The organism is Taibaiella sp. KBW10 (assembly GCF_003852495.1).
Taxonomy (GTDB): Bacteria; Bacteroidota; Bacteroidia; order Chitinophagales; family Chitinophagaceae; genus Edaphocola.
Genome location: NZ_QAJI01000003.1, coordinates 437,543 through 462,508 on the forward strand (window position 1 = coordinate 437,543; position 24,966 = coordinate 462,508).

Annotated in this window: 23 protein-coding genes; 16 read left to right on the top strand and 7 right to left on the bottom strand. The window is 41.7% G+C overall.

Going from position 1 to position 24,966, the window contains the following annotated elements; translation table 11 throughout:
• Positions 1-6 precede the first annotated feature (6 nt).
• The 9 genes from DBR32_RS06215 (at position 7) to rfbG (ending at position 9,499) form a co-directional block, all read left to right on the top strand.
• Entirely contained in the window at positions 7-456 is a 450-nt protein-coding gene (locus DBR32_RS06215) for a hypothetical protein (protein ID WP_124635433.1), read from the top strand.
• Between the two features lie 10 nt (positions 457-466).
• Entirely contained in the window at positions 467-1,609 is a 1,143-nt protein-coding gene (locus DBR32_RS06220; protein ID WP_124635434.1) for a hypothetical protein, read from the top strand.
• Positions 1,610-1,624: 15 nt separating this feature from the next.
• On the top strand, positions 1,625-2,506 hold the full coding sequence (locus DBR32_RS06225; RefSeq protein WP_124635435.1) for a hypothetical protein: 882 nt from the start codon (positions 1,625-1,627) through the stop codon (positions 2,504-2,506).
• Between the two features lie 104 nt (positions 2,507-2,610).
• Complete coding sequence (locus DBR32_RS06230) at positions 2,611-4,890, top strand: NADP-dependent malic enzyme (RefSeq protein ID WP_124635436.1); 2,280 nt, start codon at positions 2,611-2,613, stop codon at positions 4,888-4,890.
• A gap of 6 nt (positions 4,891-4,896) precedes the next feature.
• Positions 4,897-5,691, top strand: a complete 795-nt coding sequence (locus DBR32_RS06235; protein ID WP_124635437.1) for an RDD family protein — start codon at positions 4,897-4,899, stop codon at positions 5,689-5,691.
• A gap of 3 nt (positions 5,692-5,694) precedes the next feature.
• Positions 5,695-6,294, top strand: a complete 600-nt coding sequence (locus tag DBR32_RS06240; protein ID WP_124635438.1) for an ACP phosphodiesterase — start codon at positions 5,695-5,697, stop codon at positions 6,292-6,294.
• Between the two features lie 88 nt (positions 6,295-6,382).
• Entirely contained in the window at positions 6,383-7,594 is a 1,212-nt protein-coding gene (locus DBR32_RS06245; RefSeq protein ID WP_158605923.1) for a serine hydrolase, read from the top strand.
• Between the two features lie 36 nt (positions 7,595-7,630).
• Entirely contained in the window at positions 7,631-8,404 is a 774-nt protein-coding gene (gene rfbF, locus DBR32_RS06250; RefSeq protein ID WP_124635440.1) for a glucose-1-phosphate cytidylyltransferase, read from the top strand.
• Positions 8,405-8,425: 21 nt separating this feature from the next.
• Positions 8,426-9,499 carry a CDP-glucose 4,6-dehydratase gene (rfbG, locus tag DBR32_RS06255; protein ID WP_124635441.1) on the top strand — a complete coding sequence of 358 codons (1,074 nt, stop codon included), beginning with the start codon at positions 8,426-8,428 and terminating at the stop codon, positions 9,497-9,499.
• 135 nt (positions 9,500-9,634) lie between these two features.
• Here the strand turns inward: rfbG and DBR32_RS06260 are convergent, their stop codons facing one another.
• From DBR32_RS06260 to DBR32_RS06270, 3 genes are all read right to left on the bottom strand, one after another.
• On the bottom strand, positions 9,635-10,813 hold the full coding sequence (locus DBR32_RS06260) for a TlpA disulfide reductase family protein (RefSeq protein WP_124635442.1): 1,179 nt from the start codon (positions 10,811-10,813) through the stop codon (positions 9,635-9,637).
• A gap of 74 nt (positions 10,814-10,887) precedes the next feature.
• Positions 10,888-11,496, bottom strand: coding sequence for a hypothetical protein (locus DBR32_RS06265; RefSeq protein ID WP_124635443.1), 609 nt, complete (start codon positions 11,494-11,496; stop codon positions 10,888-10,890).
• Between the two features lie 309 nt (positions 11,497-11,805).
• A complete protein-coding gene (locus DBR32_RS06270; RefSeq protein ID WP_199724372.1) occupies positions 11,806-12,390 on the bottom strand; it encodes a DUF4126 domain-containing protein in 585 nt (194 codons plus the stop codon).
• A gap of 128 nt (positions 12,391-12,518) precedes the next feature.
• Here DBR32_RS06270 and DBR32_RS06275 point away from each other — a divergent pair, with 128 nt between their 5' ends.
• A complete protein-coding gene (locus DBR32_RS06275) occupies positions 12,519-13,115 on the top strand; it encodes a tRNA-(ms[2]io[6]A)-hydroxylase (protein WP_124635444.1) in 597 nt (198 codons plus the stop codon).
• Positions 13,116-13,128: 13 nt separating this feature from the next.
• Entirely contained in the window at positions 13,129-13,926 is a 798-nt protein-coding gene (kdsA, locus tag DBR32_RS06280) for a 3-deoxy-8-phosphooctulonate synthase (protein ID WP_124635445.1), read from the top strand.
• A gap of 59 nt (positions 13,927-13,985) precedes the next feature.
• Here kdsA and DBR32_RS06285 read toward each other — a convergent pair whose 3' ends face one another.
• Positions 13,986-14,585: a DUF255 domain-containing protein gene (locus tag DBR32_RS06285; RefSeq protein ID WP_124635446.1), complete on the bottom strand. Its 600-nt coding sequence runs from the start codon at positions 14,583-14,585 to the stop codon at positions 13,986-13,988.
• 123 nt (positions 14,586-14,708) lie between these two features.
• Between DBR32_RS06285 and DBR32_RS06290 the strand changes: the two genes are divergently transcribed.
• A complete protein-coding gene (locus tag DBR32_RS06290; protein ID WP_199724374.1) occupies positions 14,709-15,269 on the top strand; it encodes a UbiX family flavin prenyltransferase in 561 nt (186 codons plus the stop codon).
• A gap of 8 nt (positions 15,270-15,277) precedes the next feature.
• Here DBR32_RS06290 and DBR32_RS06295 read toward each other — a convergent pair whose 3' ends face one another.
• Both DBR32_RS06295 and DBR32_RS06300 read right to left on the bottom strand, forming a co-directional pair.
• The gene (locus DBR32_RS06295) at positions 15,278-16,027 is read right to left on the bottom strand and encodes a LytTR family DNA-binding domain-containing protein (RefSeq protein WP_124635448.1); all 750 of its coding nucleotides are present in this window, start codon (positions 16,025-16,027) and stop codon (positions 15,278-15,280) included.
• A complete protein-coding gene (locus tag DBR32_RS06300; RefSeq protein WP_124635449.1) occupies positions 16,017-17,882 on the bottom strand; it encodes a histidine kinase in 1,866 nt (621 codons plus the stop codon). Before DBR32_RS06300 ends, DBR32_RS06295 begins: the two co-directional genes overlap by 11 nt.
• A gap of 199 nt (positions 17,883-18,081) precedes the next feature.
• On the opposite strand from DBR32_RS06300, the gene DBR32_RS06305 reads away from it, so the two are divergent.
• The 4 genes from DBR32_RS06305 (at position 18,082) to DBR32_RS06320 (ending at position 22,354) form a co-directional block, all read left to right on the top strand.
• Positions 18,082-19,032, top strand: coding sequence for an SIMPL domain-containing protein (locus DBR32_RS06305; protein WP_124635450.1), 951 nt, complete (start codon positions 18,082-18,084; stop codon positions 19,030-19,032).
• A gap of 105 nt (positions 19,033-19,137) precedes the next feature.
• A complete protein-coding gene (locus DBR32_RS06310; protein WP_124635451.1) occupies positions 19,138-20,319 on the top strand; it encodes a VWA domain-containing protein in 1,182 nt (393 codons plus the stop codon).
• A 146-nt stretch (positions 20,320-20,465) separates the two neighbouring features.
• The gene (locus tag DBR32_RS06315) at positions 20,466-21,884 is read left to right on the top strand and encodes a serine hydrolase (protein WP_199724376.1); all 1,419 of its coding nucleotides are present in this window, start codon (positions 20,466-20,468) and stop codon (positions 21,882-21,884) included.
• Between the two features lie 212 nt (positions 21,885-22,096).
• A complete protein-coding gene (locus DBR32_RS06320; RefSeq protein ID WP_124635452.1) occupies positions 22,097-22,354 on the top strand; it encodes a hypothetical protein in 258 nt (85 codons plus the stop codon).
• A 380-nt stretch (positions 22,355-22,734) separates the two neighbouring features.
• Here the strand turns inward: DBR32_RS06320 and gyrB are convergent, their stop codons facing one another.
• Positions 22,735-24,717, bottom strand: a complete 1,983-nt coding sequence (gene gyrB, locus DBR32_RS06325) for a DNA topoisomerase (ATP-hydrolyzing) subunit B (RefSeq protein WP_124635453.1) — start codon at positions 24,715-24,717, stop codon at positions 22,735-22,737.
• Positions 24,718-24,966: the final 249 nt, after the last annotated feature.

Consider the following 24,966-nt stretch of genomic DNA (forward strand, 5'->3'; position numbering starts at 1 on the left):
AGCATCATGAAAGCAATGCCCATCAAAATAGTTTTAGTAGCCCTGGCAGCGGCACTTACCATAGGCCTGGTGTCCTGGCTTAAGGTGAGTAAACGCAATGCCGTTGCGGATACCGAAAAAATCACGGTTAAGGAAGCCGCTTTCAGCAAAGAGCACCTCAACTGGGTAAAGACGGATACATTTATACGACTACTCAATTCAGCCTATCATCCCAATGTCAAAACAGCCATTGCGGACTCCCAATTGGTTGTGAGTATAGAGGGTGCCAATGAGATTACCAAAGACTTTTATAATGGCAACGAAGCCTTATTAAAATATGAGCTTAACCAGTTTGGGTTCAAGATATCTTACGACAAGAATAACAATAGTGTGTATGCAAAATTTAAGATTCAGAATAATGCCGTACCGGTACCCAATGACATCTTAATTAAGATTGCAGACAAAACAACCAACTAAAATACAAAGCATGGACATCAACAGTAGCAATATTATCGACTTCATCAAATATCTGTATCAGAAAAGACTATCACAAGAAGCCTCAGAAGACGTGCTTAGCAGCTGGTCGGGGCTTAACGATGTGGAAGTACAGCAATACCTGGACGAACTCTTTAAGACCTGGAATTATACGGAGGCTGATGCCCAACAGGAAATAAAACAATATTTTGAAAGCAAGGCCGGGAGTATACCGGTTGCGGTACCCAGTCCGCCTACAACGACACCGAATCCGGCTCCGGCCGGGAATACAAACAGGGCCTATGTGCCGACAAATGCTCCGGCAAAAAAAAGCAGCAAAACATGGTTGCTGTTGCTTTTTATCCCGGTACTTGCCATAGGCGCCTACCTTTTGTACCAATACAAGCAATTTAAAGGATTGGGCTATTTGTATGTCACGACCGACAATGTAACAATCAGGGATATAGAAGGTAATGCGCTGGGCCGGATGGACATCTACCCCACTGCCAATTCAGTATCTTATTTACGCACAACCGATAAGCAGTCTTACAACATCAAGGTAAACGACAAAATGTATGCCTGTCGTAAGGTCGTTTTCGACAGTACTCGTTTTAATGATTACCTGTTCAACAATCCCAAAGCTTTTGGCTATGTGAATGAAAATTATGTGATCGACGACAAAGATAATTTCCTGGTATACCGCAATGTGTTTCGGGAGATCAACAATGCCAAAAATGAAAGTGCAGGGCTGACGTCTCCGTTCCGAAAAGTAGTGGTAGGAAGCATCAAGCAAGCACCTGCATTACAGAAGTTGTACATTGTCAATACCTGTAGCAATAGCAACAAAACCTATTCGGCGCTGATCAAACAAACCCTTAAAGATAATGTTTATGGTATTGTGGCACAATTGTCCGACGGGGGCTATTATATGTTTTACGGCAACCCGGAAACAAATACATACGAAGCACCTCGTCCTCTAAGGTATAAAACTGCTTATACTGATGCCTACACAGACCTTAAAAATGACAATACCCTGTTTAAATTTGCCAACGACACCTATTTTCTTTTTAATTGTGACGGTTCTGCAAAAGAATATTATACTAAATTTGACAACTCAGGGAAGATCGAATACGTCAAATATGCCCTGGAACCATAAAACTGTATACGAAACATGATCAATAAAAATAATATCGTCGCTTATATTAATTTCCTGTATAAAAGGAAATTCGGACAAGAAGCCCCCCAAGAATTATTAGAGTCCTGGAAGGACCTTAATGATAGTGAAGTCACCATTCACATGAACGGTCTGTACCGGCACTGGAACCTCGATGCGATTAGTTCTAAGAATTACGAACAGGAATTTATAAGCCAGTCCCGCACCGGTCACGCTCCTATTATCCCGAATCCACCACCAGTCAGTAAAATTGAATACCCGACCCATAGCTCGCCACAGGCCGAGCAGAATTACAGCAATGTACCTCCTGCCCCTTTCAATGCCGCGACCAAAACGAAAAGCAGCGGTGGTGCCTGGATATTTGCTATTGTGGGCTTATTGCTTATCGGTGCCCTGGCCTACTATTTTGTGGTCATAGACAAACAAAATACAGATGTATCGAAAGATGTAAAAACAACTGATACCGCAAACGCGACAAAGACTCCGGAGAAAGCGCCAGAGCCCATACAGGCAGCAGCGCCCGCACAAACAGAAGATGACCGCGTAAATGCCCGGGAAATCCAGGATCTGTTGACCGCAGAGCAAGCCCGGAATTTCGAAAGCATTTATCAGCATTTTTCCCCAAATATGGAGCGCTACTGGGATATCAATTATCCTACCTATGACGAATTAAGTGCCCGCTATCAACGTACCTGGGACATTACTCAGAATAATGAGCACTCCAATATTAAAGTAGATAAGATAAGCGACAACACCTATGATGTGTCTACGACCTATTCTTACTACTCCATAAAAGACCAAAAGCAAAAACGCGTTGCCTCCAAAGTGCGCTTCGTTTTTGATGGCGATCATAAAATTATAAAGACCTATGGCTTGTAATGCTTTAGTAATATTTATATTTTTAGCTAAATAAATTTTATAAACGGCCTCAAATCATTAAATTTGAGGCTGTTTTAATATACAGCATTTCCAAAACGAGCAGAATGAGCACACATAGAAACATCAAGCAAGAAGCACTAGATTATCATTCCAACGGAAGGCCGGGTAAAATAAAAGTAGTTCCTACAAAAAATACGAAAACGCAAAGAGACCTTTCTCTTGCTTATTCCCCGGGCGTAGCAGAGCCTTGTTTGAAGATCAAAGAAAATCCTGAAGATATATATAAATATACCGCCAAAGGCAATCTGGTAGCGGTGATCAGTAACGGTACTGCGGTTTTGGGACTGGGCGATATTGGCCCGGGTGCCAGCAAACCGGTCATGGAAGGAAAAGGCGTACTCTTCAAAATATTTGCAGATATTGATGTATTCGATTTAGAAGTAGATACCAAAAATATTGATGAATTTGTAACCGTAGTTAAAGCATTAGAACCGACTTTTGGCGGCATTAACCTGGAAGATATTAAGGCGCCGGAGTGTTTCGAGATCGAAAGACGCTTAAAAGAAGCCATGAATATCCCGGTCATGCACGACGACCAGCATGGTACAGCCATGATATCGGGTGCTGCCCTCTTAAATGCGCTGGAGATTGTAGATAAAGAGCCTGGAAAAATTAAAATGGTCGTGAGCGGCGCCGGTGCAGCTGCTGTCGCTTGTGTGAAAATGTACCTGAACCTGGGCGTTAAAAAAGAAAATATCCTGATGTTCGACATCGACGGGATCATCAACATCCATCGTACAAACCTGGATGAAAGCCGGATGGTCTTTGCACGCGACACACCCATCAGCACCCTTGCCGAAGCCTTAAGCGGAGCAGATGTGTTTATTGGTTTGAGTGCCGGGAATATATTGAGCCAGGATATGATCCGTGCGATGGCGCCAAATCCAATCGTATTTGCGATGGCCAATCCGAATCCGGAAATCACCTATGATGATGCCGTGGCAGCACGCCCCGATATCATTATGGCCACTGGGAGAAGTGATTATCCTAACCAGGTGAATAATGTATTAGGTTTCCCTTTTATTTTCAGAGGAGCTTTGGATGTAAGGGCTACAGCCATTAACGAAGAAATGAAAATTGCTGCGGTGTATGCTTTGGCCTCACTGACCAAACAACCCGTACCTGAAATTGTGAATATTGCCTACGGAGAGAAAAACATCACCTTTGGCCCGCAATATATTATCCCGAAACCCTTAGATCCACGCTTGCTGGCCACCGTTGCCCCGGCTGTAGCACAGGCCGCAATGAACAGCGGTGTGGCGCGCAAACCCATTATGGATATGGAAGCCTACAAACAGGAGCTAAACGACCGTTTGGGGATCAACAATTCCATAGTCAGGGTAATTAATGAGAAAGCAAGAAAAAATCCGCAACGCATCGTATTTGCAGAAGCCGACAATATCAAAGTTTTAAAAGCAGCTCAGATTGTAGAGGAAGAAGGCTTTGCCTTCCCGATCTTACTGGGTAATGAGAAGAAAATAAAACAACTGATAGCGGAGAATAAAATAGAAATAAAAAATCCGGTGATCATCGATCCGCGTAGTGAAGAAGCCTTACAGAAAAGGGTGGAATACGGGGAAATGTTCTTTGAAAAACGCAAGAGAAGAGGGCTGAACTTATACGAAGCCAAGAAGATCATGCGGGAACGGAACTACTTCGGTTGTATGATGGTAGCCAATGGAGAAGCAGACGGATTAATCAGTGGTTTAACCCGGAATTACCCGGATACCATTCGCCCGGCATTACAAACCATCGGAGTAGAACAAGGTGTAAAGAAGGTTGCGGGTATGTACATCATCCTGACACCAAAAGGCCCCCTATTCCTGGCCGATACTACGGTAAACCTGAATCCGAATGCCGAAGAACTGGCCGATATCGCTTTGCTTACTGCTAAAGAGGTAGAACGCTTTAATATTACGCCTCGTGTGGCCATGCTTTCTTATTCCAACTTTGGGAGTAGCGATACCCCCGAGGCAAGAATGATGGGCGAAGCTGCACGCATCGCAAAAGCCAAGCAACCGGATCTGATCATTGATGGGGAAATCCAGGCGGCACTCGCTTTTGATACTGAAGTGCTGAAAGAAAACTATCCCTTTTCCGACCTGGTTTCGGGCGGGGTGAATACCCTGATCTTCCCGAACCTGTCTTCCGGAAATATTGCTTATAATTTATTAAAAGAAGTGGCTGAATTTGAACTGATAGGGCCTGTATTGCTTGGTCTGGAAAAACCGGTGCATATCCTGCAATTGGGCAGTTCGGTACAGCAGATTGTGAATATGGTTGTGATGACGGCATTTGATGCCCAAAAAGCAAAAGGACAATAAGGTTTTATGGCTAAACTAACGGTACATACTCCTTTCAATATCGATCTTGATTTCGTAGTGGCTCCGCTCTTAAAAAGAGCGGCTGCCTATGGAATCGACATCATTATTACGGCCATATTTGCCTTTATCATGTTCAGTACGGTGGTCGATAAAGCGGCCAACTACGAACAGTTTCTGGAATTTACCAATTTGTTTCTGGTAGCCTTACCCATTTATTTTTATCACCTCATTTGTGAGATCATGATGAACGGACAAAGTATCGGAAAAAAAATCATGGGCATAAGGGTAGTGAATGAAAATGGTAATGCCGCCAGTACCAGCCAGTATTTGTTACGCTGGATCTTATCGATACCCAACCTGATCTCCGTAGTCATTGCGTATTACCTGTTCTTTTATCCGGCAATTATTATTTCTGTAATACTGCTGGCAGTACCCGATATTATTTCCATCGCTATTTCTGATACCGGAAAGCGCATCGGAGACCGCGCAGCCAATACCGTCGTGGTCGAGATCAAAAACAAGGTCAACATAGAAAATACTATCTTTAAAGAGGTCGATACCCATAAAGAATATATTCCTAAATTTCCGGAGGTTATGCTGCTGACCGATAAGGATATCAACAGTATCCGGAACCTGATGACCCAAAAAAGGACGAAGGAACTGGACCTGTATGTAGACCGTGTATCCCGGCGGATTGAAGAAGTGCTGAAAGTACGCAATACGAGCATGGATGCTTATTATTTCTTTGAGGAACTCCTGATCGATTATAATTATATTACCCAACAAAAATTAAACCGATAGTCTTTGAATTATTTAGGTCACGCATATTTATCCTTTAAAAACCCGGAGATTCTCGTCGGCAACATGATCGGCGATTATGTAAAAGGATTAAACGCTTTGGAAACCTTACCGGAAGGGATTCGTGAAGGGGTATTACTGCACCGTAAGCTGGATGCCTTTGCCGATACCCACCCTGCTTCCCAAAAAGCAAAAACATTCTTCCGCAAAGATTACCGCTTATATGCCGGTGCTTTTGTAGACAGTCTGTATGACCATTTCATTGCCAATGATCCGCAATGTTTTTTGAGTGAGCAGGACTTGTTTCAGTTTACCCAGGAAAGCTATGCGATCATCAGTGAGCGGCTACCGCTCCTGCCGGAAAGCTTTCAGAAAATGTTCGCATATATGAAAGAACAAAACTGGCTATATGGCTACCGAAACGTCAGGGGCATGCAAAAGTCCTTTAACGGCCTGGTGCACCGCGCCCGTTATATAGATAATGCCGACATGGCCTATGAGGCATTTGTATCTAATTATTATACCCTTAATCAGTATTACTACGAGTTTATTGATGACATCAAGGCCTTTGCCGCAACGGCCATAGATGCCCTCCCAAAGAAGTAAAACTTATTGTTAATTTTTTCAGATAATTGCAGGTTAAGAGTAACTTCGCAACAATCGTATTTTTGAAATGGCCATAGATAAATCTCTAATGAAAATCATTAAAGCATCACCATATATTATTTTATTTTTCTCTGCAATATTCATTGCCTGCCAGACAGGTCCGGCACATGATGCCAACGGCAGACCCCTTATAGATAAAGATAATTATCGCAAAATAAATATCACTTACGCAGATACCACAAGTCCACAGGCCCGCCAGTTAATCGCCACCTTAGATTCTTACTATAATGCACAAGTACTAAGAGGATTTAACGGGAGCGTACTCTTAGGCCAAAAAGGAAAGATATTGTATAAAAGATATTTTGGCATGGCCAACAGAAGTGCTAATCTGCCGCTGTCGTCCGACATTTCTTCGCAACTCGCGTCTACCTCCAAGCCTTTTACAGCTACCGCGGTACTTTGGTTATATCAAAACAAATACCTGGATATTGAACTCCCGGTTAATGTATACCTGAAGGATTTTCCCTACAGCAATGTTACCGTAAAAATGATGCTGGATCAACGAAGCGGTTTACCGGACTATACCAAAGTAGGCTTGCCGAAATGGGCGGCTAAAGCACCTATGTACAACATAGACCTGCAAAGGTATATTGCTACTTACAAGCCCAAATTAATGTTTACGCCCAATACCCGTTTTAATTATAGCAATACCAATTATGCCCTTTTGGCGCGTATCATTGAAGAGGTATCGGGAATGAGTTATAAACAGTTTATGCAAGAACTGATCTTCGATCCATTGGGTATGACACATACTTTTGTTTATGATCCTAAAGACGATTACAGCAGCCGCAAACTGACGACCAGCTATAAATTTAATTGGGCGGTACACGACAATACCCATGAAGATGGTGTATACGGTGATAAAGGTATATACAGTACAGTAGAAGATATGTATCGCTGGGATCAGTCTTTTTACAACAATGATATCCTGAGTGATAAAATGCAACACCTTGCGATTACAGGCTGCTCTAATGAGATGAAGGGCATGAAAAACTACGGTTTGGGATGGCGCATGTACGATTTCGAGAACGGACGCAAGCTTGTGTATCATAATGGATGGTGGCATGGGAACAATACCGTCTTCTACCGGTACATTCAGGATAATACAACGGTTATCGTTTTAGGAAACCGTTTCAATTCCAAAATTTACGAACAAGGAAAAGACGTATACCAGATCTTAAAAAGATTTTCAAAAGACTGTGTGTACAGTTTCGGAAAAGATACTGTCAGCGAAGAATAAATTATACAAAAAAACCATCTTAACACCCTTATCATTATGAAAGTAGTCCTATTTGCAGGCGGCAGAGGCACCCGTATCTCGGAAGAATCGCAACTACGGCCCAAACCGATGATCGAAATCGGAGGTAAGCCTATGCTGTGGCATATTATGAAAACCTATGCCCACTATGGCCATAACGAATTCATCATTTGCCTGGGTTACAAGGGTTGGTTGATTAAAGAATATTTTGCTAACTATTTTCTGCATAATGCCGACATGACGGTAGATCTGCGTAATAACAGCATCGAATTTCTGAACAACAATGCCGAGCCTTTTAAAGTAACCATGATCGATACCGGTCTGGATACCATGACGGCAGGCCGACTGAAAAGAGTATTGCCCTATACCAATAATGAACCCTTTCTATTGACCTATGGTGATGGACTGATTGATGCCGATATTAACCAAACTATTGACTTTCATAAGCAAACCGGGAAGATCTGTACCATGACTTCCATACAGGCCGGTAGTCGTTTTGGCGTGATCAAAATGCAGGATAACGGAATTATCGAGTCCTTTGAAGAGAAACCAAAAGACAGTGGTTCCTGGATCAATGCAGGCTATTTTGTCCTGCAACCCGAAATAAAGGACTATCTGCAAGGCGATATGGACGATATTATGTGGGAAACGGAACCCATGGCCAATCTTGCGGCAGACCAGCAGATTGCTGCATACAAACATCATGGCTTCTGGAAATGTATGGATACCCTGAGGGAGAAAGAAGAGCTGGAAGCAATGTGGGAAAAGGGTGCCAAATGGAAATGCTGGTAACAAAGATTTAAGCTATTGACAATGCAAGATCTCAAACAAATATTCAAGGGGAAACGCGTTTTTCTTACCGGACATACCGGTTTTAAAGGAGCATGGCTCTTACTGATGCTCCAGCATTTTGGTGCCATCGTAAAAGGATATGCCTTAGCACCGGAGCAGGATAATGACCTGTATCATCAAATCAATGGAGATGAGCTATGTTATACTTCCGTGATCGATGATATCAGAAATGCCAATACCTTACAAGGCGAATTGATCCGGTTTGAGCCGGACTTTGTTTTTCACTTGGCCGCTCAGGCTTTAGTACGTAAAAGCTATGAAATACCGGTAGATACCTTTGCCACCAACGTCATGGGGACCATCAATGTATTGGAAGCCATACGCCATCTTGATAAAGCCTGTGTGGGCATTATGGTCACTACCGATAAGGTGTATGAAAATAATGAATCCGGCGTTCCCTTTAAAGAAAGTGATAAATTGGGTGGTTACGATCCTTACTCCGCCAGCAAAGCGGCTTGTGAGCTCGCCATCAGTTCTTATATTAATTCCTATTTCAATACCGCAAGCTACGATAGCCATCAAAAGAGTATTGTCGCCATGCGTGCGGGCAATGTAATCGGTGGCGGCGATTTTTCTTCAGACCGTATTATTCCCGATATTGTCCGGGCGATACAACAGGATGTTCCCGTGCAATTGCGTAATCCTAAAGCTGTACGCCCCTGGCAGCACGTGATAGAGCCGCTATACGCCTATTTGCAAATGGCCGCCTGTCTTCAGGCACAGCCAACTGCTTATGCAAAGGCTTATAATATTGGCCCGGAAGCCGCAGATGTATTGGAAGTACAAACTGTGACCGAGCTATTTATTAAAGCTTTCGGAAAAGGAACTTACACCATACCGGAACAAGTGCTAGCTCAGCCGCATGAAGCTCATTTATTATTGTTGGACAACAGCCTTATCAAAAAAGATATCGGTTTTAGTCCTAAGCTAAACGCGCTGCAGGCCATACAATGGACCGCAGACTGGTATGCCGATAAAACAAGGCCGGCAACCGAAAAATGTATACAACAGATAGATCAATATTTTGCAAGTTAAGCTGCTGCCTATAAATAAGAGGGGTAATCAATATATTAGAACAAACGTAACATAATTAATTTAAAATCAAAACATAGTAAAGGCATTGCAATAGCTGCTGAGACAAGTAAAATGGTTATTGCAAAAAATAATAGGTCATTTGAAATTAGCTTCTTTAATTTTTGCTTCTATTTCGTCTGCTGCCTCTGTTGAAAAACCCGTTAAAGTAGAATGAACTTTGCCATCTTTACCAATTATTATTGTGGTCGGAAAACAAGTCACTTTTAACTTAATTTCAAGCTGCCTACTATCATCAATTGTCTGATATATAAAGTTATTCTTAGTAAGGTATTCTGTAACCATTGAGGTAGCATCTCTGGAGTTAACACCCAGAAACACAACATCTTTATATTTAGAGCTTAGTCGGTTAATCTCCGGCATTAATTTTAAGCAGTAAAAACACCCCCTATACCAAAAATCCAATACAACTACCCTTCCATTAAATTTATCTAATGAAGTGCGATCACCATTTACATATTTTAAAGGAACTCCGTTAAAAGGCAAAGGGCTTTCAATGATCTTATGATCAACAACGAGTTGATCAATACGACTCGGGAATGAATCCCGTTTCGTAATGTTTACATAAGCCTCATTATAGGGCTTATTGATATGTATATTGGATATTTCGTAACGATCATGTATAACAACTCCCTTTTCTACCTCACCATGAAATGAAAGGCTAAGAGGCATGTAATCGGCTTTCCTTATAATAATGGATTCATGTATTTTATTGATATCTGCATCAGGACTATCTTTTATAAATAGATCAATGAAAAAACAAGCAGTACCATTATACAATGTATCTTTTATTGAATAATGATCTATATTTTTTTCCCTGAACTGTATCATATCCCGTAAATTTTTTGCATTCAGGAATTCACATTTCTCATCACCAAAATTATTGCTCGTTGTTTTTTCTGTATTTTGCTGCATTTTACCATTCTGATAGAAGAGAAATGTAATACTATCCTTACTTAATGCTCTTCGATAGCCTACAACACCATCGGTATAATTCTGATCATATATCTGAATCAAGCCAGTATATTTATTACTCTCCTTATCAATATCAAAATACTTTAAATAGACATTAGCACTTACTATCTGTGTATCACCTGTTCTTATTGAAACTTCTGTAAAAGTCCTGTCAAATTGTAAGCTCTGAACAGTATCAAGTAACAGACAAGACTTCTCCATAATTTTCCCAAACTCCGTTTTTGGGCTATTGCATCCACCAACAAAAGAGGTAAGGAATATCAGATAAAATATCTTTTTCATATTCTAAATATAAGCTAAAGCAAGCCATTTAATTACTTACTTTAGTATCAATAAATCTGCTTATAAGTATAACTTTATATTGCAATAAGAATTGCAATTACGGCTATAATTAATGCACCGCCTGCGATGCCATCAGAAGTAGACATACCATCTTGTGCGGTTACTGATTTTGTATAATTGCAACTGCCACCCGAACACATAGTACAACCTGTAATATTCCTATTTGCATCGCGTGTAAAGTTACAAGCATTGCAGCTACCAGAACAATTATAGGTCGTATGGCTTTGTATTTCATTATTTGTGGGGTCTTGTACCTCAAAATAGCCATCATCATTTACCAATAATTCAAATTGATGCGCTACTGCTGTCCCATTTTTACGACCAATAATAACCAAAGATGCTTTGTATTTCTGAGTCGCATTATCATGATAGTAGGTAATATATGCTTCTGAAACCTCGTCTAACGCTCCACCATCTTTCAATGCTTTAACAAAAGCATCATTATACAAATCATATGTTCCTTTTTCACCATTCTTTTGATATTTAGTCACTAAAGGATATTGAGTAGTACTCGATGTAATTAACTGTCCTGCATTTTGGGTTTTGTTTGTGTTTTGTGGTGGATCACTCTTGCTACAGGAGAGAACTGTTACCGCAACAATAGAGAAAAAAAGTGCAGTCAATAAAATAATTTTTTTATAAAATAATGTTTTAACATATTAAATAAATAATAAGGATTTCACAATAATAGTAATTAACATTAAAGTAAAAATAATCTAAGAAAAGAGTTTATTGATTGTCAATAAACTCTTTTTACTTTTTAAAATAAATGATACTTACAAAACAACAACTGCCTTAGAAGAAGAATAAAAAGGCATCGTAATCTGACGCCTTTTGGGATAGCTAAGCTTGCTCCAACATCTTGGTCATCCCCATAAATAAAAAGGGTCAATGAAAAATATTTCATTGACCCTTTTATATTTTCTGAATCTTCAGGATTCCCCTATCTTCATTTTTCTAAATCGCTTAACGGCATACCGGCCCATGACCAATACAAGAATCAGTGCGGCTATTCCGGTTATAATGGGCAGGATTAAAGACAGTAGCGCACCGGCCGTTGCCGCGACATTTTCTCCCGTAGACACAACCGCATTACCTGTTGTCAGGGTCGCTTTACTGGACAATAAACGGGTAAATACGGTACCCGATTGTACAATACCGGCACTCCCCCCACCTACAATAATCCCCAGTCCCCATTTCAGTAAATCATTGTCAATAGGCAGCACAGAAGTAGCCAGCAAAGCTCCTGCAATTACAGCCAAAGGAGAGGCTACCGCGTCCAGCGCATTATCTACTACAGGGATATAATAGCCCAAAATCTCCAGGACAGATGCAGAACCAAAAGCGATAATGGCCGGTAAGGTGCCCATCCAGGCAAATTGGTTATGGATCATTCCCGGAAACCAGCCAAAATGTGTGGCCACAGCCGTCACCAATAAAGGTACAAAAACCCTAAAACCACAACTGGCACTTAATCCCAGACCTAATAGCAGTGCCATTATTATTTCCCAATTCATCGCCGTATTGATTTGTCTCCTGTAAAATTATTCTTTTATAAGGGGAATACCATGGATAATATTGGATAAAAATATATCCGACCCGCTACGGCTAAAAAAATTAATTTTGCACTTATATAAGCTTAATAATGTCAGAAAATACGATACTGGGGCTAAAGTTACCGACCGATCCGCGTTGGGTAGACATCGCCGCTATTTCACTGGAAGATATTCTTACCGACCATGCTTTTTGTGAACAGAAAGCAGCCACTACCATGATCTCTATTATTCAACGCTATTCGGACAGGGAAGAACTGGTAGACAAGCTCGCACCGGTGGTGACAGAGGAATGGGGTCATTTTCGCATGGTGCTCGCCGAACTAAAGAAAAGGGGGATGCACTTGGGTAAACAACGCAAAGATGATTATGTAAATGCTCTACTGGCACAGGAACCTAAAAGTATCAGCCCGGAAGAAAGGCTGTTGCATAAACTGTGTATCTGTGCCCTGATCGAAGCAAGAAGTTGTGAACGGTTCCGTTTGCTGAGCCTGCATATTTCAGATGAAAAACTAAAAGACTTTTATCATAAATTCATGGTGTCCGAAGCCGGACACTATCGTTTGTTCCTTGATCTTGCCCGTACCTATTACGAAGAGGAAAAGGTGCGCGAAACCTGGCAAGGGTGGCTGCAAATCGAAAAAAACATTATGGCGGACATGCCTCCAAGAGCCGACAGGATACACTAAAAATATACACACAATGACGTTTACACAAACTGATAATTTCTTTTTAATGGCCGGCCCTTGTGCCATAGAGGGCGAAGAGATGGCGCTGCGTATTGCCGAGCAAATCGTAAATATCACCAGCCAACTGAACATTCCTTATATTTTTAAAGGTTCGTACCGGAAAGCCAACCGTACCCGGCTCGATTCATTCAGTGGTATCGGTGACGAAAAAGCCTTAAAAATACTGGAGAAAGTCAAGCAAACTTTCGGTGTGCCGGTGGTCACTGATATTCACGATGCAACAGAAGCCGCTATGGCAGCACAATATGTAGATGTATTGCAAATCCCGGCCTTTCTGTGCCGCCAAACCGATATCCTGGTGGCTGCTGCACAAACAGGTAAGGTCGTGAATGTAAAAAAAGGACAATTCCTGGCGCCGGAATCCATGCAGTTTGCCATCAATAAAATAAATGAAAGCGGTAACAACCAGGTAATCCTGACGGATAGGGGAACCACTTTTGGCTATCAGGATCTGATTGTCGATTATCGGGGTATCCCAACCATGAAAGCCATGCAGGTACCCGTAGTGATGGATTGCACACATTCTTTGCAACAACCCAATCAGACCTCGGGAGTAACCGGCGGTAATCCGCAAATGATTGAAACCATTGCCCGGGCGGCTATCGCTGTTGGCGTAGATGGTTTGTTTATTGAAACACATCCTGATCCCAAAAATGCAAAATCAGATGGTGCAAATATGCTCTCGCTTGAATTACTACAACCGCTTTTGGAAAAAATGGTCAAATTAAAACAAGTAGTCAATACTTTATAAAAATAATAAAGCGCCTGTAAATACAGGCGCTTTATTTATAAATATATTGTTGCTTCCTTTTAAGGGTTTGGGGTCCAGGAAGGTTTAAAATCTTTTTGAAAATCCTGCCAGGCCATTTTCTTCGGATAGGCCTCTACAAAGAACTTCAGGATCGTCTCCATTTGATCAATGCGTTGGTAGCCCGGTATCGGGTTTACAAAACTCATGTGCTCACCCAGAATAACGGTAGTCGGGTAACTCATACGTCCGCCCATCATCTCTGCAGCCAGGCGATTCGATTTGATTTCAGATTCAAACTTATACTCCTTACCGTAAAATTTCACTACATCTTTGCGCTCTGCGTCAAACTTAACAGCATAAAAGTTTTTGTTTACATATTTGATCAATTCTTTGTTGGTATAGGTTTTGGAATCCATCACCTTGCACCAGCCACACCAGGAAGTATAAAAATCGACCAATACCATCTTAGGAGCCACTTTCATTTTTGCTTCCACTTCTTCCATAGAAATCCAGGCGATCTCATTGGTATCAACGACAGCATCTTTAGCTACAGTAGTCGTTACGGCAGCCTTATTGTTACTTTTCGCTTTTTTCTGTGCCCAAAGCGAAGGGGAAGATAAACTCAGGCCTAAACACGCCGCAATTGCAATATACTTCATATCAAAAATTTACAATAATTCATCTCTTAAGACATCCTGATCTTAAAATATGGTTTGTAAATTTAACTATAAAAACAGGAATTAAGAAGTAAATTTGCGAGGGCAAAAGAAAAGATTAACATTATGAAAATTGCAGTGGCGATAACAGGAGCAAGCGGATCCATCTATGCGAAACTATTTTTAAGCAGTTTGCAGGCATTGATCGCCTCTGGCATGGCCTTGCAGGTAGACCTGGTGTATAGTAAAAATGCTTTTACCGTCTGGAAAGAAGAATTGGAGGACACCACTTATCGGCAATTCAATTTTAAGGTTTGGGATACCCATGACTTTTATGCGCCATTTGCTTCGGGCAGTGCCGGCTACGATGCCTTAGTGATCGTACCCTGCAGTATGGGTACCCTGGGAAGAATAGCCACCGGCATCAGCGACAGCCTGGTGACCCGTGCCGCAGACGTAATGCTCAAAGAAAGGAAGAAACTGATCTGTGTGATCCGCGAAACACCTTATAACCTGATCCATATTCAGAATATGAAAACGGTAACAGAAGCCGGTGCGATCATTTGTCCGGCATCTCCCAGTTTCTACAGCAAACCTAAAAACCTTGAAGAGGCTGCAATGACCGTTGTTGACCGTATCATAGGGCTCTTAGGCCTGCCGGTTAAAGGATATAAATGGGGTGGTTAAACCCTTACTTAGACCAGTGATTTTAAAAAGTGCTCCTTATAACTTGCCGATACCTCAATTTCATTACCATCGTTTAAGATCACATAACCGCCAGCGCCCTTATGGTATTTCTTTACAAAATTGACGTTGATGATATGCGATTTATGGATGCGCACAAAAGGGTAGGTCAATAGTTCTTCAAAATGTTTCAGGAAGCGGCAGACCATTTTCTTCGTTCCGTCTTCCATATAAATATCGGTGAAGTTGCCATTCCCTTTTAACCGGATGATTGCCTTATTCTGCACCACTTCAAAACCCTCAACAGTAGGCAGGATCAGCTTTTGCAATTCAAAATTATTCTTATTGTTATCGATCACAATCTGGTTGCGCTGTATGCCATCTTTTTGCAGGATCATTTGCCCAACCTTGTTTACCGCCACGATCAGCTCTTCGATACTGATTGGCTTAAGCAAATAATAAGCGGCACTTTGATTCAGGGCTCGTAGTGCATAATCGGAATATGCGGTTACAAAAATCGTTTCAAAATCGAGGCTTTTACAGCCTTCCAGTACATCAAAAGCATTACCAAAAGGCATCTCTACATCCAAAAATACCAGTTGTGGCGCCACTTCATTAATCAGGCTAATGGCATCGTTGCAATTGTGGGCAACGCCAAGCAATTCTACTTGCGGGCAATACTTGCCCAGGTAGGCTTTCAGTGCGTTAACGGCAGCCAGCTCATCTTCGATAATTACAGCTTTCAGGGTATTAATCTTCATGGTTTCGTTTTTGTATGGGTATGTTTAGGGTAACCGTGGTACCGCTTGCGCCTTCAATTCCCCGGTCTTTGATATGGTATTGAATATGGGTTTTGTATAAGCTATTCAACAAGCTGATCCGCTCCTGCGTATTCTGCATGCCCAAAGATTTATATGCTTTTTGGTTCTTGGTTTTTAAGGCCAGGCTATGTTCAATACCAATCCCATCGTCCGTAATCGACAACTCCAGTTCGGCATCTTTTTTTACAATAGACAAGCTTAGCAAACCTTTAGATTCTTTATAACGCAGGCCATGCCAAATCGCATTTTCCAGGAAAGGTTGCAGGATCATATTCGGCATCAATACCTCATGCACTTCAATCTGCTCATCTACCGAAATGGTGTAGTCAAACTGATTGCTGAACCGCTGATGCTCCAGAGCAAGGTATTTCTGCAGGTGATCCAGCTCCACACTTAAGGGCACAAAATCCTGGTTGGAATGCTCCATAATAGTCCGCATAAGGCGGGAATAAGCATTCAGATAAGTATTGGCCTTACGATCATCATTCTCGGCAATAAACTGGTTCACACTGTTCAGGCTGTTAAACACAAAATGCGGGTTCATCTCCCGGCGCAGCGATTGCAATTTGATTTGTTTGTTCTTCTTGATAATAGCATAATAGGCTTTGATCATAAAACCCAGAAACAGCGCGACAATAGCCACTACTGTCAGTAAAAGATAATTGGACAATTTTGATTGGGCGATCACTTCATTTTGCAGGACCTTTTCCTTTTCCAGTTGCTGAATCTTCTGCTCCGACTGCTCAAAAGCCTTCATATCCATTAAGGAACTGTCTTTGGCTAGCAGTTGATCCATATCGTCCAGAAAGCCCAACATCATCAATTGCGCTTTTTGGGGCTGATTGGTTTGCAGGTAATATTCCAAAAGGCTTTTCAAAGCTGCTTTACCCGCTTTGGTATTGTAAATCGATTTGGCCGTGTCATACGCCTTCTTTAAGTTTTCTTCCGCCAATACGGGTTTACCGGATTGTGCATACAGTGTTCCTAATTGTGTATAGGCCGATATTTTCAATAACACATTCTGATTTGCCTCACTTGATTTGATCAGTTCTGTATTGAGTTTAATGGCATCGTCTATTTGGTTGTTTTGCACCAGCGTCTCCGATATTTTTTGCGCCACCAATTCTGCCCCCTGCTTATTCTCTTTATCGGCCGCTACGGCTTTTTGAAGCGAGGCAATGGCACCTTTACCATCATCCTGTTTGCTCTGGGTTTCGGCGAGCTGGGTATAGGCATCACTCAACTCCTTCTGTACCGCACCATTTTGTTCCGGGGCTTTTGTTAAAAGATCCAGGTTGTTTTGGGAGTACTTTTGTTGTACCTCATAACTGTTTGTACGCAGGCGGGAGGCATCATTATAATTGAGCTGACGGGTCACGCCATCCTTTGTATTACTTCCGGCAAAGTCATAATTTTTTGCGGCAGCAGCCAGCTTGTTCTGCTCTTCCTGAGCCTTAGCCAGCTTGCGCTTTGTAGCCACCAGCTTTTGTTCCGCTTCTGCTGTCTTAAATCGTTCCGAAGACCGCGCATAAATAGCGGCAGCCCGCTCAAAATAGGCCTCCGCCCGGGCAAATTCCCCTTGTGCCCTCAGGACTTCCGCAAGCCTTACATAAGAATCTGCAGTCGCCATTTCATCATTCGAACGCACACTATTTTCCGCTTCCTGAGCAGTAGCACCAAGGCTTTTTGGCTTATTGGCTTTCTTCCCCGATACGGATTCAGTCGTGTTGACAGACTGCCCGTACGTGTACGGTATCGCAATGCCTACAAGGATTAAAAACAGAACATATTTCATAAACAATATTGAAGGATAAAATTATAACTAATTCAAACAATGACCTCATATTTCACCAAGTCAGAAAAGCATTTCACCAAATGCGACATGATCCCGAAAGACAAGCCCTATATTTTTGTGCCATAATCGTTGCATATGCATCTTATGTATATCGGCTTGAAATGATGAGGATTCAAAAAATAACCCCAAACATAAAAACATGAAAAAGATCTTCTTTTTAGCGGCAAGCTTGCTCGGCGTCCAACAGGCCTATACCCAGATTTCGGGCAATATTAATTATGAAAGAACCACTGTGTTCCCCGATAATAATATCAGTATCGCGGCACCTCAGAACGCCAACATTACCCTCAATATTAAGGGTATGGCCAATGTAAAACCAGATGCTTTAGTGGCCATTTTTAGCGTATTGCAGGTAGGAAAGACCACACAGGAAGTGAATGAGCTGATCGATAAACGTATCAATCAGGCCATTCAGGAAATTGCTTTAAAAAAGGATGCGGAAACTTATGTTGATATGATTTCTTTCGTACCGGTTTACGAAACGGTGGTGGAGAAAAAGATCTTTAGTAAAAAGACCTATAATGAAGTGCCTGCAGGTTTTGAACTCAAGAAGAACATCCATATTAAATTTCTGCGCCCGGCACAACTCAATGAGTTTATGAAGATCTTATCGGCTTACGAAATCTATGACCTGGTAAGGGTCGATTATACCTTAAACCAGATGGATCAAATCAAGAAAGAGCTGATGAGTAAGGCGAAGACGGCTATGCAGGAGAAAATAAAATCGCATGAGTCTTTGTTAGGTGAGTCTTTTACAACGGTAGAGAAAAACATTACTGATGGCTATAAAGTGTTTTTACCCACAGAGATGTATAAAAGCTATACGGCCTACAACAACACCGCTCTCATGGAGACCGGTAATAATAAAGTAAATACCGCCAGTAAAGCAAGTGCGCTGTACTACCAACCGGTGATTGATAAAGAATTTGATTTTGTGATAAACCCCACCGTTTTGGAGCCTTCTGTCCAGGTACTCTATCAGGTACAGATCACCATCAACAGAGAAAAAACAAAACCCGTTAAAGCAACTAAAGACTATTTTATAATCACGCCCGGCGGAGAATTGAAGAATCTGCCCATTACGCCTTAGATGCTTACGATTTCCTTTTTATCCAGTCAAAAAGGGTGTTCACCAAGTGATGCCGTCTCCAATCAAACTTAAAAATATTTTTGTATCCATATAAAAACAAATATTATGAAAAAGATGATTTTATGTGCCTTTACCGCACTATACACGATAGTGGCTATACCCGCCACCCTTTTTGCACAACAAAGAAGGGAGCCAATCAGTTCTTTTGACAGACCGGCTCCCAGGATCACGGACCGGCAGAAAACAAAGATTCAGGTAGCGATCCTGCTCGACACTTCCGGTAGTATGGATGGCTTAATCGAACAGGCAAAATCCCGCTTATGGAATATTATAAATACCCTCAGTACCCTGCGCTTTAGAGGACAACAACCGCTTATTGAGATTGCTTTGTATGAATACGGCAATGACGGTATTCCGGCAAAGAATAATTATGTACGCTTGGTAACACCTTTAACAACAGACCTTGATCTGATCTCTGAAAAACTGTTTTCTTTATCGACCAATGGCGGATCAGAATATTGTGGTGCCGTGATCAAAAAAGCGGCACAGCAACTGGAATGGTCTGACAACAGCAATGACATCAAACTGATCTATATTGCCGGTAATGAGCCTTTCACGCAAGGTCAGATTTCTTATAAAGAGGCCTTAAGCCTGAGCAATCAAAAACAAATCACAACCAATACGATCTTTTGCGGCGACTACAATGAGGGGATTAATACCATGTGGAAAGATGGTGCCAGCAAAGGAAATGGCAAATACTTCAACATTAACTATAATGAGAAAGTACGCTTTATAGAAACGCCCTATGATGACCAGATTTCGGTATATAACGATAAGTTGAACAGTACTTATGTAACCTACGGCAACAGTGGCGCTACGAAGAAAGCAGTACAGATGCGCCAGGATTATAATGCGGAAAGCCTGGGGAAAGCCAATAAAGTAGAACGTTCTGTCAGCAAATCAAAAGCAGCCTACAGCAACCAATCCTGGGATCTTGTAGATAAGATGAACACCGATCAGTCGGCACTGAAAAGCCTGGACAAAAACTATTTACCTACGGAGATCAAGGACAAATCGGAAGCGGAAATCAAAAAATATGTTCAGGCAAAAGCTGAAGAAAGAACTGCTTACCAAACGAAGATTAAGGTACTGGCCAAACAACGTCAGGATTTCATTGACCAGAAAATGAAGGCTGATAAACCGGATGCTGATGATCTTGGCTCCGCCATCAATAATTCTATTATAGAACTGGCGGGCAAAAAAGGATATGTCATAGATAAAAACTAAGCTGCCGCATCCGTTCCGGGATGAACCCAATATCCTTGCTGTTCATCCCTTCTCTATCCTACAATACTTTTTTTACAAACAGCCGCCCCTAAGAAATCAAAAAAATTACGCTCCATTTTTCCACCCCTAATCCCTCGAAATAAAACATGATGACAAGCATAAAATTATTATTCCTTTTATCCTGCTTATCTGTTATGTGCTTTGGACAAGCGAAACAACAGGTACAACAACTCGACAGCATTTTTTCAATGTTGTCTGCACAGCAGCAGTTTAATGGCACAGTACTCATCGCGGAAAAAGGAAAAATCTTTTTTGAAAAAGGGTATGGCTATAGTAATGAAGTAAACAAGGAACACAATGGGATACATACCATTTTTGAACTGGCTTCCTGCTCCAAACAATTTACGGCAACGGCTATTATATTGTTGAAAAGACAAGGCAAACTCGACTATAAAGACAAAATATCGAAATACCTGCCTGAATTAAGCTTTTGGGATAAGGTAACGATCGAAGACCTGCTCCGGCATACCAGCGGCCTTCCGGAATTCCTGGGAGATATGGCTAAAGACTGGGATAGTACAAAGATTGCCACGAATGAAGACCTGCTGCGTTTCTATGCGGCCCGGAAAGACAGCTTGCAATTTGAGCCCAAAAGCAAGCATCGGTATTGCAATACCAATTATGCTTTGCTGGCCAGCATCATAGAGCGCGTTTCAGGTAAGCGATATGCCGATTTTCTGGCGCAAAACATCTTCAAACCTTTAAAGATGAACCATACATTTATTTATAACAGAAGGGAGCAGCCAAAGAAAGTAAGGCATGATGCTATCGGTTATGTATGGTCCAGACAATCGCTCAAAAAGATCCGCTCGGAGGAACCGGGATATGGGGAATACACGGTCTACTCTTTAGACGGTATCGTGGGTACAGCCAAAGTAAATTCCAGTGTAACCGATGTCTATAAATGGGTAAGGGCTTTAAAGGACAATACCTTGCTGACCAAAGCGGAATTTGAAGAAATGACTGCCATTACGAAAACCAGCAACGGAAAAGATATACCATATGGTTTCGGGCTGATGGTGTCCAAAGGTGAAAACAGATTCTCCTTCGGGCATAACGGGAGCTGGGACGGTTACGCAACGATGATCCATCACAACATGATCAAAGACCGGACAATCATTATACTGCAAAACTTTAAATTAGGTGCTTTTCCCTATAACAACATCGTACAAATACTGGACAAGCAAACCATAACAACGGAATTTCGCGAAAAGATCACCTTGCCTGCAGCCGAAATGGAAAAATATACCGGTATATACACAGACCCGGAAAACGCAGGGGAAGCGCATGCTATTAGCTATCTGGATGGACACCTTTTCTATAACACGACCAAGGTAAACTGGGACATGCGTTTCTTCCCGATCAAAAGCAATGAATTCCTGGGGCTGAGACAAGGCAATTATGACAGCATATTAAGGTTCACCACCCTTGATAATGGAGACACCAAAATGGAAGTCGTTGAAAGCGGCACCATTATCGGCAGTGGCATTAAGAAAAAATCATAACAGAATAACATTTGTAATCAGATACAACTGCTTCAATTCAACGGAACAAAACCTATTTCCCCTATCACCCCTAAATAGAAAGAGCGCTCATTCGGCGCTCTTTTCTTGTAAGCCGATACATTTGCATACCATAGACATCAATGGCCGAAACTTCATTCTTAGGAATATTTTTCATACTTTCGATATATAATAATATTCAATAAATCGAAAGTATGAAAAAAAGTATTGTACCCTTCATCGCCTTAACCATTTTTGCCGGCTTCTTCACTTCCTGCAAAAAAGATTATGAATGTGTGTGTATCGGAAAATATGATGATGGTACCATTGAACCTGTTTCCAATAAAGTACTTATACTACAAAACAATAAATCCAGAAAAGCCGCAAATGCCGGTTGTGCCACCTATAACACCAAACAGACAGCGGCAAATGGCAAAACCCTGACCACTACCTGCACTGCACATAAATACTAGGTGCAAACCTAAAGTATCATATCAAAATATTTAATTCACTCCAGTAAAAAAACATGAAAAAATAATTTTATGCTCCTTCAGTTTGGTCGCTGTTACCACTGTATTTACTTCCTGTAAAAAGGATTACCAATGTGTCTGCATAGGAAAATAGGATGATGGCACCACTGAATCTACGGTCAAGCCGATGATGATCGTACAAAATAATAAAACTAAAAAGAGGCGACTTCTGGTTGTAATGCCTATAATAATAAAGAGCCGATGGCGAACGGAAAAGTGTTAACGACAACCTGCACTCGGAGTAAATACTAATTTATAATTATAATATAAAAGCGACCTGCTCTTAAAGAACAGGTCGCTTTTTCATTGTAAATTAAATTTACTTATACATCAATTTTGGCATACTTCGCATTGGCTTCGATAAACTCTCTACGCGGAGCGACCTCCTCGCCCATCAGCATCGCAAATACACTATCCGCTTCCGCAGCGCTATCAATCGTTACTTGTTTCAAGGTACGCGTACCCGGGTTCATGGTTGTTTCCCAGAGCTGCTCTGCATTCATCTCTCCCAAACCTTTATAACGCTGTATGTTCACATTATCTTCTTTACCACCGGCAGCCAGTTTTACCACAGCATTCTTCCGTTGATCTTCGGTCCAGCTATAGATCGATTCTTTACCTTTTTTCACTAAATACAAAGGGGGTTGTGCCAGGTATAAATATCCCTGCTCTACCAAAGGCTTCATATAACGGAAGAAGAAGGTCAGGATCAGCGTCGCAATGTGCGACCCATCCACATCGGCATCCGTCATGATGATGATCTTATGATAACGTAGTTTCGCAAGGTTTAATCCTTTAGGATCTTCTTCCGTACCAATGGTCACCCCAAGTGCAGAATACATATTCTTGATCTCTTCGTTTTCGTATATCTTATGTTCCTGTGCTTTTTCAACGTTCAGGATCTTACCTCTTAAAGGTAAAATCGCCTGGAAAGAACGATCTCTACCCTGCTTGGCGGTACCACCTGCAGAATCCCCTTCCACCAAGTATAATTCACAACGGCTTGGATCTTTATCCGAGCAATCCGCCAGTTTACCCGGCATACCACCACCGGTCAGTACACTCTTACGTTGTACCATTTCACGAGCCTTTTTGGCCGCGGCACGGGCTTGTGCTGCCAAGATCACCTTATCAATGATCAGTTTGGCTTGTTTCGGGTTTTCCTCCAGGTAATGCTCCAGTACCTTACTCACGGCACCATCCACAATACTGCTCACTTCCGAGTTCCCCAATTTGGTTTTGGTTTGCCCTTCAAACTGTGGTTCGGGTACTTTCACCGAAATGATCGCACTTAAACCTTCCCGGAAGTCATCTCCCAGGATTTCCACTTTGGCTTTTTCAAACAATTTGTTTTTATCGCCATAAGCCTTAAATACCCTGGTAATCGCACGTCTGAAGCCTGATACGTGTGTACCGCCTTCAATCGTGTTGATATTATTTACGTAAGCAAAGATATTCTCACTATAAGAGCTGTTATACTCCATAGCTACCTCTACCGAAACGAAAGCTTCCTGGTCAAACCCTTGCATATAGATCGGCTCAGGAATCAACACATCGCGCTTTGCATTTTTATCTAAAAGTTGGATGAACTCTACGATACCGCCTTCACTAAAGAAGATCTCGCTCATAAATTCACCATCATCATTCGTTTCCCTTTCATCGATCAGGCTAATGCGGATTCCTTTATTCAAAAAGGACAATTCACGCAAACGGGCTGCCAGGATATCCCGGCTATAGGTCGTTGTGGTTGTGAAAATGCTATGATCGGGCCAGAAATGTTGTCGGGTACCGCGTTTGTCTGAGGGTCCGATCTCGCGAACATCATATTGTGGCACCCCGCATTTATATTCTTGCTCAAAAGATTTTCCTTCGCGGAAAACCGTTGTGTGCATGTGTATGCTCAGGGCGTTTACACAACTTACCCCTACCCCGTGCAAACCACCGGATACTTTATAAGAATCTTTATCAAATTTACCACCGGCATGCAGTACGGTCATTACAATCTCCAAAGCCGATTTCCCTTCTTTGGCATTGATCCCTGTGGGAATACCCCGCCCGTCATCTTCTACCGAAATAGAATTGTCCGGGTAGATCACTACATTAATATTTTTACAATGACCGGCTAACGCTTCATCGATAGAGTTATCGACTACCTCGTACACCAGGTGGTGCAAACCTTTCACTCCTGTATCCCCGATATACATCGAAGGGCGCTTACGCACCGCTTCCAAACCTTCTAATACCTGAATAGAGTTAGCATCATATCCCTGCTGCACGGTTGCGTTTTCGTTATTTTCCAAACTCATTTGTATATTTTGTTTTTCTTGAAATTTTGGTCCTGTTTTTTAGCGTATGGCTAATATGCGAAGATAAGGTTTTAATGCCATATATAGGCCATATTTATCCCCATAATCAGGCCCGAATGTAGATAAATAGCCGGGGATTACGGTCAGCTGATTCCGGTCAAAATTAAATCTGAAAATTGTGCTCTTTCAAGTACTTTTGTGCCAATTATAGTATACATTTATAACTGTATTAGCCTATTTTTATTTATA

What these genes read in the sequence shown, in the direction of transcription:
- DBR32_RS06215 (WP_124635433.1), top strand. Translation starts at nt 7, where the DNA reads ATGAAAGCAATGCCCATCAAAATAGTTTTAGTAGCCCTGGCAGCGGCA.
- DBR32_RS06220 (WP_124635434.1), top strand. Translation starts at nt 467, where the DNA reads ATGGACATCAACAGTAGCAATATTATCGACTTCATCAAATATCTGTAT.
- DBR32_RS06225 (WP_124635435.1), top strand. Translation starts at nt 1,625, where the DNA reads ATGATCAATAAAAATAATATCGTCGCTTATATTAATTTCCTGTATAAA.
- DBR32_RS06230 (WP_124635436.1), top strand. Translation starts at nt 2,611, where the DNA reads ATGAGCACACATAGAAACATCAAGCAAGAAGCACTAGATTATCATTCC.
- DBR32_RS06235 (WP_124635437.1), top strand. Translation starts at nt 4,897, where the DNA reads ATGGCTAAACTAACGGTACATACTCCTTTCAATATCGATCTTGATTTC.
- DBR32_RS06245 (WP_158605923.1), top strand. Translation starts at nt 6,383, where the DNA reads ATGAAAATCATTAAAGCATCACCATATATTATTTTATTTTTCTCTGCA.
- rfbF (WP_124635440.1), top strand. Translation starts at nt 7,631, where the DNA reads ATGAAAGTAGTCCTATTTGCAGGCGGCAGAGGCACCCGTATCTCGGAA.
- rfbG (WP_124635441.1), top strand. Translation starts at nt 8,426, where the DNA reads ATGCAAGATCTCAAACAAATATTCAAGGGGAAACGCGTTTTTCTTACC.
- DBR32_RS06260 (WP_124635442.1), bottom strand. Translation starts at nt 10,813, where the DNA reads ATGAAAAAGATATTTTATCTGATATTCCTTACCTCTTTTGTTGGTGGA.
- DBR32_RS06270 (WP_199724372.1), bottom strand. Translation starts at nt 12,390, where the DNA reads ATGAATTGGGAAATAATAATGGCACTGCTATTAGGTCTGGGATTAAGT.
- DBR32_RS06275 (WP_124635444.1), top strand. Translation starts at nt 12,519, where the DNA reads ATGTCAGAAAATACGATACTGGGGCTAAAGTTACCGACCGATCCGCGT.
- kdsA (WP_124635445.1), top strand. Translation starts at nt 13,129, where the DNA reads ATGACGTTTACACAAACTGATAATTTCTTTTTAATGGCCGGCCCTTGT.
- DBR32_RS06285 (WP_124635446.1), bottom strand. Translation starts at nt 14,585, where the DNA reads ATGAAGTATATTGCAATTGCGGCGTGTTTAGGCCTGAGTTTATCTTCC.
- DBR32_RS06290 (WP_199724374.1), top strand. Translation starts at nt 14,709, where the DNA reads ATGAAAATTGCAGTGGCGATAACAGGAGCAAGCGGATCCATCTATGCG.
- DBR32_RS06295 (WP_124635448.1), bottom strand. Translation starts at nt 16,027, where the DNA reads ATGAAGATTAATACCCTGAAAGCTGTAATTATCGAAGATGAGCTGGCT.
- DBR32_RS06300 (WP_124635449.1), bottom strand. Translation starts at nt 17,882, where the DNA reads ATGAAATATGTTCTGTTTTTAATCCTTGTAGGCATTGCGATACCGTAC.
- DBR32_RS06305 (WP_124635450.1), top strand. Translation starts at nt 18,082, where the DNA reads ATGAAAAAGATCTTCTTTTTAGCGGCAAGCTTGCTCGGCGTCCAACAG.
- DBR32_RS06310 (WP_124635451.1), top strand. Translation starts at nt 19,138, where the DNA reads ATGAAAAAGATGATTTTATGTGCCTTTACCGCACTATACACGATAGTG.
- DBR32_RS06315 (WP_199724376.1), top strand. Translation starts at nt 20,466, where the DNA reads ATGATGACAAGCATAAAATTATTATTCCTTTTATCCTGCTTATCTGTT.
- DBR32_RS06320 (WP_124635452.1), top strand. Translation starts at nt 22,097, where the DNA reads ATGAAAAAAAGTATTGTACCCTTCATCGCCTTAACCATTTTTGCCGGC.
- gyrB (WP_124635453.1), bottom strand. Translation starts at nt 24,717, where the DNA reads ATGAGTTTGGAAAATAACGAAAACGCAACCGTGCAGCAGGGATATGAT.